The organism is Halomonas sp. FeN2 (assembly GCF_020595105.1).
Classification (GTDB): domain Bacteria; phylum Pseudomonadota; class Gammaproteobacteria; order Pseudomonadales; family Halomonadaceae; genus Vreelandella; species Vreelandella neptunia.
In genome coordinates, this window is record NZ_CP074200.1 from 1,870,437 (window position 1) to 1,883,163 (window position 12,727).

10 protein-coding genes are annotated in these 12,727 nt (G+C 57.5%); 1 reads left to right on the forward strand and 9 read right to left on the reverse strand.

Translation table 11 applies throughout. From position 1 onward, the window contains the following. Nucleotides 1-50 precede the first annotated feature (50 nt). The 9 genes from KF947_RS08645 to KF947_RS08685 all read right to left on the reverse strand — a co-directional run bounded on the left by KF947_RS08645 (nt 51) and on the right by KF947_RS08685 (nt 11,582). Nucleotides 51-1,175, reverse strand: a complete 1,125-nt coding sequence (locus tag KF947_RS08645; protein WP_227405986.1) for a Gfo/Idh/MocA family protein — start codon at nt 1,173-1,175, stop codon at nt 51-53. Nucleotides 1,176-1,373: 198 nt separating this feature from the next. After that, nucleotides 1,374-2,876, reverse strand: a complete 1,503-nt coding sequence (locus KF947_RS08650; protein WP_227405987.1) for a CoA-acylating methylmalonate-semialdehyde dehydrogenase — start codon at nt 2,874-2,876, stop codon at nt 1,374-1,376. 35 nt (nt 2,877-2,911) lie between these two features. After that, a complete protein-coding gene (gene iolE / locus KF947_RS08655; protein ID WP_227405988.1) occupies nt 2,912-3,814 on the reverse strand; it encodes a myo-inosose-2 dehydratase in 903 nt (300 codons plus the stop codon). Between the two features lie 31 nt (nt 3,815-3,845). After that, nucleotides 3,846-5,693, reverse strand: coding sequence for a 3D-(3,5/4)-trihydroxycyclohexane-1,2-dione acylhydrolase (decyclizing) (gene iolD, locus KF947_RS08660; protein WP_227405989.1), 1,848 nt, complete (start codon nt 5,691-5,693; stop codon nt 3,846-3,848). A 1-nt stretch (nt 5,694) separates the two neighbouring features. Then, a complete protein-coding gene (locus KF947_RS08665) occupies nt 5,695-7,647 on the reverse strand; it encodes a bifunctional 5-dehydro-2-deoxygluconokinase/5-dehydro-2-deoxyphosphogluconate aldolase (RefSeq protein ID WP_227405990.1) in 1,953 nt (650 codons plus the stop codon). Nucleotides 7,648-7,747: 100 nt separating this feature from the next. Then, nucleotides 7,748-8,545, reverse strand: a complete 798-nt coding sequence (locus tag KF947_RS08670; RefSeq protein WP_227405991.1) for a TIM barrel protein — start codon at nt 8,543-8,545, stop codon at nt 7,748-7,750. A 9-nt stretch (nt 8,546-8,554) separates the two neighbouring features. Next, nucleotides 8,555-9,445 (reverse strand): ATP-binding cassette domain-containing protein, encoded by an 891-nt coding sequence (locus KF947_RS08675; protein ID WP_227405992.1) that lies wholly within the window; start codon nt 9,443-9,445, stop codon nt 8,555-8,557. A 1-nt stretch (nt 9,446) separates the two neighbouring features. Beyond that, nucleotides 9,447-10,577: an ABC transporter permease gene (locus KF947_RS08680; protein WP_133731503.1), complete on the reverse strand. Its 1,131-nt coding sequence runs from the start codon at nt 10,575-10,577 to the stop codon at nt 9,447-9,449. A 54-nt stretch (nt 10,578-10,631) separates the two neighbouring features. Next, nucleotides 10,632-11,582, reverse strand: a complete 951-nt coding sequence (locus KF947_RS08685; RefSeq protein ID WP_227405993.1) for a sugar ABC transporter substrate-binding protein — start codon at nt 11,580-11,582, stop codon at nt 10,632-10,634. A 238-nt stretch (nt 11,583-11,820) separates the two neighbouring features. Between KF947_RS08685 and KF947_RS08690 the strand changes: the two genes are divergently transcribed. After that, nucleotides 11,821-12,684: a MurR/RpiR family transcriptional regulator gene (locus tag KF947_RS08690; RefSeq protein WP_227405994.1), complete on the forward strand. Its 864-nt coding sequence runs from the start codon at nt 11,821-11,823 to the stop codon at nt 12,682-12,684. Nucleotides 12,685-12,727: the final 43 nt, after the last annotated feature.

A 12,727-nucleotide genomic window follows, 5' to 3' on the forward strand; every position in this document is an offset into this window, starting at 1 on the left:
CAGGCGCCTGGGCGTTGATTTAAAAGCCCAGGCGCTCAAGGCAGAAGCAACTACGGTACCGTCACCCACTGCCCCGTCTGATCTGACGTTTCGATGGCATCTATTAATCGATTCACCCGCGCGGCTTCGCGGAAGTCTGGATAAAGGGGGCGATCGTTGATGATGCCTTCGACCAGGTCGCGCACCTCGATAACCTTCTGATCGTTATAGCCCAGGCCGTGACCCGGCGCGGGACAGAACGCCGCATAGTCAGGGTGTTCGGGGCCCGCCAACAGGGTGGTGAAGCCGCGCCTGCCGTGGGCATCCCCATGGCGATATAGCTGCAGCTCGCTCATGCGTTCCTGATCAAACACAATGGCGCCTTTGGTGCCCGTTAGCGTGTAGGCCAGGCCCATTTTGCGGCCAGCCGCCACCCGGGAGGTTTCGATATTACCGATTAATCCCTGGTCAAAGCGCAGCATGGCTTGGGCTTGGTCATCGTTCTCTACCGCCGCCATACCGCTACCGTCGGCCTTGGGCCGAGTGGGGATAACGGTTTGTAGCTGACCGCATACCTTGGCAATGCGCTGCCCGGTTAAAAACTCGGCCATATTGAGAATATGCGAGCCCACATCGCCCAGCGCACCGGCACCTGCCGTTGCCCGCTGTGTATGCCAGTCGTGGGGCTTTTCCGGGTCGAGCAGGTAATCCTCGTTGTGCCGCCCACGAAAGTGAATCAGCTCACCAATTTCACCGCTGGCAACAACCTGGCGGGCCAGCTGGGTGGCGGAATTGCGAATATAGTTAAAGCCCACCAGGGTTTTGACGCCCGCCTTTTCAGCCGCAACGACCATCTCGTCGGCGTCTACCGTGCTCAGCGCCAGCGGCTTTTCGGCGTAAACATGTTTACCGGCGGCAATGGCGGCCAGCGCCATCTCTTTATGCAGGAAATTGGGCGCGCAGATATCCACCACGTCCACGTCACTGTCGGCCACCAGGGCGCGCCAATCGCCGGTGGCGCGGGCAAATCCCCAGGCCCGCGCTCGGCTCTCTGCCGTGGCGAGGTCGACATCCGCCAGCAGTTCGCAAACGGGCTTGGCGGGCAGTTCAAAAACGCTGGACGCCGCATTAAAGGCAATGGCGTGGGCTTTGCCCATAAAGCCGGTGCCGATTAGGCCAATTTTGAGGGTTTTCATTGTGGTTATCCCTGCTAACAATTTCACTGCCAGTAAAATAAAGACTCCATAAAGGTGGTGTGAGAGCAGGTTGAAGCGAGGGTCTTTCGCCATGGATGGCGAAAGTAGCGCCCATGGACGGGTTCACAGCGCCCTCGCGGAAATCTGCCCTCATCACCAGATATACTGGCCTGTTTTAGTGGCCCACTTTCAGGTTGTTTACATGGTCGGCATGGTGAAGTGGTTGGTCTCTTCACGAATGCCGCTGGGCCAGCGCTGGGTAATGGTCTTCATGCGGGTGTAGAAACGTACACCGTCGGGGCCGTGCATATGCAGCGGGCCAAACAGCGAGCGCTTCCAGCCACCGAAGCTGTGGAACGCCATAGGTACCGGGATTGGTACGTTAACGCCGACCATGCCGACCTGGATCTGCTCGCAGTACTGACGCGCCGCATCGCCATCCCGGGTAAAGATCGCCGTACCATTGCCGTATTCGTGGACATTGATCATGCTGACCGCCTCGTCGAAGCTGGCCACGCGAGCAATCGCCAACACCGGGCCGAAGATCTCTTCGGAGTGAATACGCATGCTGGGCGTGACATGGTCAAACAGACTGCCGCCGATAAAGTAGCCATCCCCTGCGCCGTCAATCGTGGTCTGGCGACCGTCGACCACTAACTCTGCGCCTTCATCCACGCCGGTTTGGATATAACCCGCCACTTTTTCGCGGTGCTCGCGGGTGATCAGCGGCCCCATATCGTTATCCGGGCCATCGACCAGGCCAGGCCCAACTGTCAGCTTATCAAGTTCGGCCACCAGTTTTTCGCGCAGACGGTTGGCGGTCTCTTCGCCAACGGGTACGGCCACCGAAATCGCCATGCAGCGCTCGCCTGCCGAGCCATAGGCCGCCCCCATCAGGGCACCCACGGCCTGATCGAGATCCGCATCGGGCATGATCACCATATGGTTTTTGGCACCGCCCAGGGCCTGAACACGCTTGCCATGGGCTGATGCGGTAGCGTAGATGTACTCGGCAATTGGGGTAGAGCCCACAAAGCTAACCGCTTGAACACGCTCATCAGTAAGCAGTACATCCACCGCTTCTTTATCACCATTGACGACATTAAAGACACCATCCGGCAGACCCGCTTCTTTAAGCAGCTCGGCTAAGCGCAGCGGCGTAGAGGGATCTTTTTCCGAAGGTTTCATGACGAAGGTGTTGCCGCAGGCCAGCGCAATGGGGAACATCCACATGGGCACCATGGCGGGAAAGTTGAACGGCGAGATACCTACACACACGCCCAGCGGCTGCATCATCGAGTAGCTATCCACGCCGGTGCCGACGTTCATGGAGTGCTCGCCCTTCTGCAGGTGGGGAATGCCACAGGCAAACTCGACTACTTCCAGGCCGCGGGTCACTTCGCCTTTGGCGTCAGAAAACACCTTGCCGTGTTCGCTGGAAATCAGGCGCGCCAGCTCATCGGTATGCTCCTCAACCAGCGCCTTGAACTTAAACAGGATACGCGAGCGCTTCAGCGGCGAGGTTTTTGACCAGGCGACAAAGGCCTCATCGGCGATACGCACCGCTTCGCGGGTTTCGTCAACGGTGGCCAGCGCCACCTGGGCGCTCTGCTCACCGGTGGCTGGATTATAAACCGGCGAAGTGCGCTGGCTCTGACCGGTGGAGAGCTGACCATTAAGATAGTGGGATAACGTTTGCATATAGGCTCCTGATTAAAAGGCGCCGCTGGCGCTGTTTAGCTGGCAACGTCGAAGCCTGCCTGCTCGGCAAGTTGACGCAAGTTGCGGTAACCCAGGCGGGCGTATGTCAGCGGGTGGGCGACTTCCGGGTCTTGTTCGGCTTCAACCACTAACCACCCCTGGTAGCCCTGTTCGCACAGGTGGGTTAAGGCAGGCAGGAAATCCACATTGCCATCCCCCGGCACCGTAAATAGGCCGTCTAACACGCCGTTTAAAAAGCTTTTGTCGCGGTTGCGCACCGCATCCAGCACCGGGAAACGCAGGTCTTTGCAGTGCACATGATGGATGCGCCCACTGTAGCGTTTGGCGACGGCGAGAGGGTCACCGCCAGCACCTCGCAAATGACCAAAATCAAGCAGCAGCCCCACGCCTTCGCCAGTGTTGTCCATTAAGCGTTCAACGTCGGCTTGACTTTCGATCACCGTGCCCAGGTGGTGGTGATACACCAGTTGAATACCCTGGGATTTCAGGTAGTCGCCCACGACATCCAGGCCATGCAGCAGTCGCTGCCACTCTTGCTCGGAAAGGTGCGGACGCTGGGAGAGCGGTCGCTCCTGATCGCCGTGCACACAGTGGGTGACTTCACACAGCACCATTACCTTCGCACCGCATTCCTTGAGCAGGTTCATGTGATCCTGAATGGCGTCAATCTCTTCTTCAGGAGTGCGCTCCAGCAAGCGTGCGGAGTACCAGCCCGACACAAGCGCCAGGTCGTGGGCGCTCAGCACCTGATTCAAGGCGTCGGGCGTGCGGGGGAACTTGTTACCCAGTTCAAAGCCGCTAAAGCCTGCTTCGCGGCCCTCTTTCAAACAGGTTTCCAATGGTGTTGCGCCGCCCAGGCTGGGCAAGTCATCGTTCGTCCAGGTGAGCGGGTTGATGCCTAAAGTAACCGTTGGCATAGCGTATTCCTTGTGATTATGTTTGTTGGTATTAGTGGCGTTGGCGCTGCTTGGCCTCGCGATAGCCCTGATAGGCTTTATTGACCGTTTCCCGCTCGGAGACCTCGGGCACAGCGACGTCCCACCAGGTACCGCCTTCTTGGGTGCTGGGTAACGGATCGGTGTCCAGGGCAATCACATAGGTCGAGGTGGCGCTGCGAGCGCGCACCAGCGCTTGCTCCAATTCCGCAATACCGGTGACCGCTTCAGATTCACAGCCCAGCGATTTGGCGTGGGCGGCAAAATCGGTTTTGGGTGCACCCGCTTCCACAGTGCGGCAATCTTGCAGCAGGTTGTTGAACCCGGCGCCACCAGTGGCCTGCTGTAAGCGGTTGATACAGCCATAGCCGCGGTTATCCAACACCACTACCGTCAACTTGTGGCCCAGCATCACCGAGGTCGCCAGCTCCGAGTTGTGCATCAGGTAGCTACCGTCGCCGACCATCACCACCACTTCCCGCTCTGGCTTGGCCATCTTGACGCCCAGCCCGCCCGCTATTTCATAGCCCATGCAGGAGAAGCCGTACTCCACGTGGTAGCTGCCGGGGCCGGAGCATTGCCAGAGCTTATGCAGCTCGCCGGGCAAGCCACCGGCGGCGCATACCACGGTAGTATCATTGCCAGCCTGGCGATTAACCGCACCGATCACCTGGGCATCGGTGGGCAGCGCCAGCCCTTGATCAGCGGTCACGTTGTGCACGATTTCGGCCCACTCGCGCTTGAGCGTGCCGGTTTGTTCGCGCCATTCATCACCGCCACGCCATTCTCCCAGCGCCGCGTCGAGTTGACTCAGCCCGACCAAGGCATCGCAGCTTAGCGGCAGTGCTTGATGCTTGAGGCTGTCGAAGCGGCCAACGTTGAGGGCGATCAGCGTTTTATCGCTGCTTTCAAACAGCGCTCTGGAGCCGGTGGTAAAGTCCTGCAACCGCGTACCCACCGCCAGAATGACATCCGCCTGCTCTGCCAACTGGTTGGCGGCTGCGCTGCCGGTCACCCCAATAGCACCTACCGCACAAGGGTGGCTATCGGCCAGTGCGCCTTTTCCGGCCTGGGTTTCAGCTACCGGGATGCCGCGTGTTTTGGCAAACTCGGCCAAAGCGTCGCAGGCAGCGGCGTAATGCACGCCGCCACCGGCAATGATCAGCGGACGCTTGGCCTGCTGTAGCGCGGCGATGGCTTGACGAAGCTCGTAAGCATCCGGCGGCGAGCGGCGAATGCGATGCACCCTGGGGGCAAAAAAGGCCTCCGGGTAATCGTAGGCAAAGGTTTGCACATCCTGGGGCAGCGCCAGGGTCACGGGGCCGCAATGTTCAGTGTCAAGCAGGGTGGCAATAGCCTGGGGCAAACTGGTCAGCAGCTGCTCGGGGCGGTTAATGCGGTCGAAGTAGCGCGACACCGGGCGAAAACAGTCGTTAACACTAATGGTCGGGTCGCCAAAGTGCTCCACCTGCTGGAGTACCGGGTCGGGTTCGCGGGTAGCAAAGGTGTCCCCCGGCAGCAGTAGGATCGGCAAACGGTTGGCGTGGGCGAGCGCCGCAGCGGTGACCATATTAGTCGCCCCTGGGCCAATCGAGCTGGTAGCCGCCATTAAGCGCTGGCGGCCATTGGCTTTGGCAAAGGCAATCGCCGCGTGGGCCATGGACTGTTCGTTATGGGCGCGAAAGGTCGGCAGCGTGTCTTGCACGTGGTAGAGCGCTTCACCCATTCCGGCCACATTGCCATGACCAAAAATCGCAAATACGCCTTCAAACAGCGCCAATTCTTGGCCATCCACCTCTATACGTTGTGCAGCAAGGTACTTGACCAGCGCCTGGGCCATGGTGAGTCGAATGGTGCTCATCTTACGCCTCCTCCGTGTGAGCCAGCGACTGTGGCTGCCTTAATTGCCGCCACGCCTTTATCAGTTCGGCATAGTTCTGGGCGACCCGCTCTACCAAGCTGGCGTCGTCGATACGCCCGGCCAACCAGTCACGACTCGCGCTGGCAAATAGCGTGCGCCCAACGGTGAACCCCTTACAGCAGGCATGATTGGCCGCTGCTTCAAAGCCGCGTTTCATGTCGTCCATAGGGGCGTCGAGCCCAAGCAGTACGACCCCACGGCAGTAGACATCTTCGCGCTCAATCGTCTCGCCCACCGCCTGCCAGGCAACATCCGTCATTGAGGGTAGCTTCCACCAATCAGGGCGAACACCCAGGTTGTAGAGTCGCTGAAGGCTGCGCGGCAAGGTGGTGTCGTCATTGGGCATGTCGGCGGGCGGAATGACTTCAATCAGCAGCTCCAGCCCATAAGCACAGGCCGCCTGGTAGAGCTGGCGTAGCCGCTCCTCCTGCTCCAGGCGCAGCGAGAGTTCATCGTCGGGGTGGTAGAACACCAGGCATTTAATGATCTGCTCTCTAGGCCAGTTGCGCAGGCAGGCACCTAAATCATCGCCATGCTGGAAGCGCAGCGGGCGTGAGCCTGGAAGCTCTACCGGGCGACCAATCCACCAGCCTTTTCCACTGGCTCGATTGAGCGCGTCCTGACCCAGCACGTCGTCTACCAGGATCGCGGGCGTGGAAATACCGCCCAGTTTGGCACCCTCTTCGGCGGCGGTGACCAGCAGTTTTTTGAGTGCTGGCAGCCGCGCGCTGTCGGCATACTCTTCGCGGGCCATATCGGTGAGCTGGCGGCGGTGGTCAAATGCCAGCCCGAGCACTTCAGGCCACTGAGCAGGCACTCGGGTAGTGACCCGGTGTAAATGGTTTAGCCGCTGATCGATATCCGGACGGGGTACCTCGTCGCGGCGCGCCAGGTAATCAAATAACTCGTCTTCGGTGGGCATGGCCGGGGCACAGCCGTGGCGGGAGACCACCAGCGCACCACAGGCATTGGCGTAACCCGCGCTGGTTTGCCAGGGTTCATTGCGTAGCCAGCCGCGTAGCAAGCCACTCATAAAGGCATCCCCGGCGCCCAGCACATTGAGCACCTCGACCTGTACACCCTTGACCAGAATGCCGTCTTCAATACGGTCAGGAATGGCGCCTTCAAACACCACACAGCCCATGGGCCCCAGCTTGCATACCAAGGTAGCTTCGCTAACCCCACGCACTGCGCGCAGAGCCGCTAAGGTGTCTGTGCTGCCGCCGGCAATATGAAACTCCTCTTCAGTGCCCACAATCAGATCAAAATCCGGAAGCCAGCGCTGCAGGTCAGTGGTGACGGTTTCGTCGGCGATAAAGCGGGTTTCACCATCCCCAGGGTTGGTTAGCCCCCACAGCACGGGGCGATAGTCGATATCCAGCACCCGCTTCACGCCATAATGGGCGGCGGCGTCCAGTGCCTTGCGGCAGGCTCGGCGGGTGGTATCGGTAGAAAGGTGCGTGCCGGTAATCGCCAGCGCCTTGGCCCGGGCGATAAATTCAGGGTCAATGGCGTCGGCGTCGATGGCCATATCAGCACAGTCGCGGCGGTAAAACAGCAGTGGGAAGCTCTCGCGGTCTTTTAACGCTAGCAGTACCAAACCGGTATGACGTTCGGGGTCGGTTTGTAACGCTGAGGTATCTACCCCCACCCGTTCCAGCTCTTCGCGTACAAAGCTGCCCATCTGTTCGTCGCCGACTCGCGAAAGCATGGCGGACTTCAGCCCAAGCCGCGCAGTGCCGTAGGCCATATTGCCCGAGCTACCACCCAGGTACTTGGCAAAGCTGGCTACGTCTTCTAAACGGCTGCCAATCTGTTCGGCGTAAAGATCGACCGCCACGCGCCCAAGACAAATCAGGTCAAGTGGTCTGTGTTGACTATTGTTATTCAGCATAAACGTCTCCCCACGTCACAAATTCGTGGTATCGGGCAAAAGATGGCACTGGGCATACAAGCGTCTTGGGCGGCAATCGATAAGGCTTATCAACCGTGGCTTAAAGTGAGAAGGCAGCACGGAATCGGTCGAGCGCGAGGTCGTCATCCCCAGAGGCCCAGCCTTCCAAGCCCACGGTGCCGCGATAACCTATGTCGTTCAGCGCTTTGGCAATCGCCGGATAGTTAATCTCGCCAGTCCCTGGTTCGCAGCGCCCCGGCACATCAGCCACCTGCACTTCACCAATGTACGGCCCGCAGCGGCGAATCAATTCGATCAGATTACCTTCGCCAATTTGGGCGTGATAAACGTCCAACATAATGCGCAAGCTGGGCCGATCAACACTTTCCACCAGCGCTAGAACATCTTCCAAGCGCGCAAAAGGCACACCTGGGTGATCAACGTCAGTATTGAGGTTTTCAAGCACAAAGGTGACGCCGTGCTGCTCGCCGAGATCCGCCAGCCGATTGAGGGTGTCTCGGGCTTTTAGCCACATAGCGCCGGTCATCTGTTGGCAAGGTTTTACGGGAAGCCCATTACCATCCAGCCCCGTGCCATGTAAATTAAGACGCGGAATACCCAGCCGTTTGGCCACTTCAACCGACTCAGCGGCGGTGCGTAACATTTCATCGGCCCCGGCGGCATCGGCCAGGGTACCGGTGACATAGCCGGTCATGGATGAAAACGTCGCCCCGCTGTTCGCCAGTGCGTCAATATCGTGCTTGGTCCAGTCCCAGATTTCGACCTGAAAACCCAAATCAGAAATGCGCTTAATTCGTTCCAACACGGGTAAATCGCGGAAAACCATTTCAGCGCAAACGGCCAGCGTGAACGGGGATGATGGGGTAGGTTTATTCATCATGGCTCCTTAATAGCCGCTCGCCGTTCGCGGTGAAGGGGGCTCAGTGCTGCTTGTTTCATTCACGGGCTGGGCGTCTTGTTCGGCTAAGCTGGCCTTCTTGGCTTTATCGTCACGCTGGAATTCCGCGAGCTCTGCGTCCAGGCTTTCAAGCTCAGCGCCACCCGCCATCATGTTGAGCACCTCTTCGCGGCTGACCTCTTCTTTGCGGAAGGAGCCCAAACTACCGCCGCGTGACAGTAGGGTGAATGCATCAGCCACGGGGTAAGCGTGGTGGACGTTGTGGGTGATAAAAATGACCGCAAGGCCATCCGCACGGGCTTTGGCGATGTAGCGCAGTACAACGGAGGCTTGCTTAACCCCAAGCGCTGATGTTGGCTCATCCAGAATCAGCACTTTGGCGCCAAAGTAGACAGCGCGGGCAATGGCCACACACTGGCGTTCGCCACCGGAAAGGGTGCCCACTGGCTGGCTTGGGTCGCGTACATCAATACCGATTTTAGCCATTTCCTCTTTGGCAACCCGGTCGGCATACTTCCAATCAATCCGCTTTAAAGGGCCCCAGCCCACCGTCGGCTCGCGTCCCATAAAAAAGTTACGGGTAATCGACATCAACGGCACCATGGCCAGATCCTGGAACACAGTGGCGATACCGGCGTCGAGTGCGTAAGCCGGGGATTTGAAACGGGCGGGTTTGCCATCCAGTAGCATCTCGCCATGGGTGGGCTGGTGAACACCGGAAAGGGTTTTAATCAACGTTGACTTGCCAGCACCATTATCCCCCAGCAGGCACATCACCTCACTGGAATAGACCTGCATCGAGATATCGCTTAAGGCGATCACACTGCCGAAGTGTTTGCTGACACTGCGCATTTCAATCATTGGAGTGCGTGTAGTCATGTTATTTAGCCTCCATCGCCTTCTTGCGCATGTAATTGTTGAATAGCACCGCCACCAGCAACATCACACCCAGGAAAACCTGGAACCAATCCGTGTTAACGCCGGTGTAAAAAATGCCCATTTGCACCATGCCGAAAATCAGCGCACCAAGAGCTGCCCCTATAGCGGATCCATAGCCACCGGTCAGCAAAGCGCCGCCAATAACCACCGCAATAATGGCCTCCAGCTCTTTTAATAAGCCGCGAATGGTGTCTGCCGAACCGGTATCCATGACCTGGATGCAGGCAAAGATGGTGGCGGAGAAAGCGGTGAACATGAAAAGCGAAATCTTGACGCGTTGAACGGGGACGCCTGAATTGCGCGCCGCATTGGCATCGCCACCGCTGGCGAAGATCCAGTTGCCATAAGGCGTACACAGCAGCACCCAAGTCGCTACAGCGGTTAAGCCCAGCCACCAGACGATCGAGACGGGAATACCGGTGACCGTAGGGTTGCCCGCAAAGTTGGTCGCCATCCAGCCATTTTCCGCCATCCAGCTAAATAGCCCCGTAGCGACTTCTCCAGAGAAAAGCGCCGCGAACCAATCTCCGGGGATATGATCCTGAACTCCCCCCACCTGAGTACGTCCTGTCAACAACCGACTAGTACCGATAGCCAAACCACGCAGAATGAACAGGAAGCCCAGAGTAACGATAAATGATGGCAACCCAGTTTTATTGACCAGATTGCCGTTAATCCAGCCCACCAGCCCCGCACAGGCGAACGCCAATAAAATGGCGGCCCATAGTGGCCAGCCATACTCCACCGCAGGAATAGCAATCAGAATGCCTGCTAGGCCAATCATTGAACCAATCGAAAGGTCGAACTCCCCGCCGATCATCAGCAATGCAGCCGCCGTGGCGATAATGCCGAGCTGAGCGGCGACTTCAAGAAAATTAATAATACCTGCAGGGGTAAACATCCCAGTGCCGCTGGAAGCAGCGATAAAAAAGGCAAGCACCAACACGGCACCGGCCAAAGCCCCCAGCTCTGGGCGATTAAGCGCCTTCTTCCAGAAAGAGACTCTCTGGATACGCTCATCTTGATCAGCCGCTGCTGGCGCAACCGATTGCTTCGTTTCAGTGGAATTCATGGCGATCGACTCCCAAGGCTCGACACCGTCGAGCCTTTTCCGATTAGCTCGTTATCAACGGATGCCCTGGCTACTCAGCTCAATGACCTGTGCTGCGTTTTCCTGAGTGACAAATCCTGGGCCGGTGGCAACATCCCCTGCGGGTAGTAGACCGTTCTTGACGAACTGATCTAGGAACATGACAGGCAAGTAGCCCTGCATGTACTGCTGTTGGTCAATCGCAAAGTTCAGCTCACCCGCATCCAAGGCTTCTAAAATACCGGGTGAAAGATCAAAGGTACCGAGGGTGAACATATCGGTAGCTCCCTGCTCACGCATGGCCTGAATCATCGGTTCAGCAGCCAATGCCCCCAAGGTCAGTACACCACGCACATCACTGTTCTCGTTGAGGTAAGCGACAATGGCATTGCGAATGTTGGTGGGGTCGTAGGTCGTCGCTAGCTGCTCCGCATTGCCGTCAAAACCCTCGACAAAGCCATCGCAGCGCTGATCAAGTCCCTGGTTGCCTTGTTCATGGTTAACGCAGACGCCTTTCTCGACGCCCATTTCTTGCATGCGTTCAGCAGCCTGCTTGCCTGCTTCGTATTCACTCTGCCCGATGTGCAGGCGGGCACCATAATCCCTCGCCACGTCGCCACCGGAGTTAATAGTGATCACTGGAATGCCGTTATCGACCGCATTTTGGACAGCGCCGCCCAGGGCATTTTCGTCGGTAAAAGAGAGGATCAAGCCATCGGGGTTAGAGGCTACCGCTGCCTCTACAAGTTGCTGCATTTTGGCCATATCAAAGGTAGACGGTGCACGGTACTCCAGCTCAGCGCCTACGAGATCCGCGGCCGCCTCTGCGCCGTTTTTCACCACTGACCAGAAAGGATCAGAGGGGACACCGTGGGTCACCATGACGAAACGGCTCGCGTCTTGCTGCGGTTCTTGTGCTTGTGCTGCTCCTGCCATTAATGCCGTGGTGGCGGCAGTAGCTAGAAGCCATTGAGATAGACGTGCCATAAATAATTCCTCATAACGTTATCGTTGTTGGAAGGGAAGTGGCATTAAATGCCTTGGCGCTATGGAATATAGATTCCAAATAGTAATTACTGCAAATTATTTATTCTATACTTTGGTATAAATGGAATATTTATTCCACTCAACTAGACTGCATAGCAACTAGTAATTTCGCCTACTACTGATAACCCGTAGTGCATTAGCAAATGGGTGCTAAATGGGCCAACGCGAAGGAATTTGTATGCCTCAACCGCCACAAAGCTACCGTGAGCTGGAAACGCTGATCACTGCCGAATACGCCACTTTAAGCAAACGTTTGCAGCAAACAGCCCGTTTTATGCTTGATCACCCCCAAGAAGTTGCTTTAGCGACCGTGGCCAAAATTGCCGAACAGGCGGATGTCACTCCATCCACCTTAATTCGCTTGGCCAATAGTTTGGGCTTTAAGGGCTTTTCAGAAATGCAGCAGCTGTTTCGCAGCCGCCTAGTCGATGAGTTGCCTAACTACACCGAGCGAATTCGCGCGGTACGCAGCGCCACCGGAGAAACACCGGATAGCACCCAGCTGTTATGGGAGTTCGCTGACGCCAACCGTGCCGTGCTTGAGCAGCTTCCCAGCCGCATTAATCCAGAGAGCCTGGAAAAAGCGTTAGATATTTTTGAGAAGGCGCACGCCATTCATGTGATGGGCGCACGGCGAAGCTTCATGGTCGCCAGCTACATGACCTATGCCTTAGCGCATGTGGATAAGCCTGCGCTGCTGGTTAATGGTTTGGGGGGCATGTACGGCGAGCAGCTGCGCGCTATGAGCCAACACGACGCCCTACTGACCATCAGCTTTTCCCCCTATGCAGAAGAGAGCCAAAAAGCCTGCGAAGACGCCCATCAGCGCGGTCTACCTATTGTAGTGATTACCGATTCGAACCTCAGCCCGCTGGCCCGTTTCGCGGATGTCGTCTTCGTTGTCAACGAAGCCGAAGTGAAAAGTTTCCGCAGTTTGACCGCGTCGCTCTGCTTGACCCAGACCTTGGCAATTGCCCTGGGCGTGCGGCAAGACAAAACACGCGACAAAGAAAAGGGCCGTGACAAACAGCATAAGGCCTAAACATCCAAAGCAAGCCAACAGCAAAAACAAAACAGGAGAGCTT

What these genes read in the sequence shown, in the direction of transcription:
- KF947_RS08665 (WP_227405990.1), bottom strand. Translation starts at nt 7,647, where the DNA reads ATGCTGAATAACAATAGTCAACACAGACCACTTGACCTGATTTGTCTT.
- KF947_RS08685 (WP_227405993.1), bottom strand. Translation starts at nt 11,582, where the DNA reads ATGGCACGTCTATCTCAATGGCTTCTAGCTACTGCCGCCACCACGGCA.
- KF947_RS08645 (WP_227405986.1), bottom strand. Translation starts at nt 1,175, where the DNA reads ATGAAAACCCTCAAAATTGGCCTAATCGGCACCGGCTTTATGGGCAAA.
- iolE (WP_227405988.1), bottom strand. Translation starts at nt 3,814, where the DNA reads ATGCCAACGGTTACTTTAGGCATCAACCCGCTCACCTGGACGAACGAT.
- KF947_RS08670 (WP_227405991.1), bottom strand. Translation starts at nt 8,545, where the DNA reads ATGAATAAACCTACCCCATCATCCCCGTTCACGCTGGCCGTTTGCGCT.
- KF947_RS08690 (WP_227405994.1), top strand. Translation starts at nt 11,821, where the DNA reads ATGCCTCAACCGCCACAAAGCTACCGTGAGCTGGAAACGCTGATCACT.
- KF947_RS08680 (WP_133731503.1), bottom strand. Translation starts at nt 10,577, where the DNA reads ATGAATTCCACTGAAACGAAGCAATCGGTTGCGCCAGCAGCGGCTGAT.
- KF947_RS08650 (WP_227405987.1), bottom strand. Translation starts at nt 2,876, where the DNA reads ATGCAAACGTTATCCCACTATCTTAATGGTCAGCTCTCCACCGGTCAG.
- iolD (WP_227405989.1), bottom strand. Translation starts at nt 5,693, where the DNA reads ATGAGCACCATTCGACTCACCATGGCCCAGGCGCTGGTCAAGTACCTT.
- KF947_RS08675 (WP_227405992.1), bottom strand. Translation starts at nt 9,445, where the DNA reads ATGACTACACGCACTCCAATGATTGAAATGCGCAGTGTCAGCAAACAC.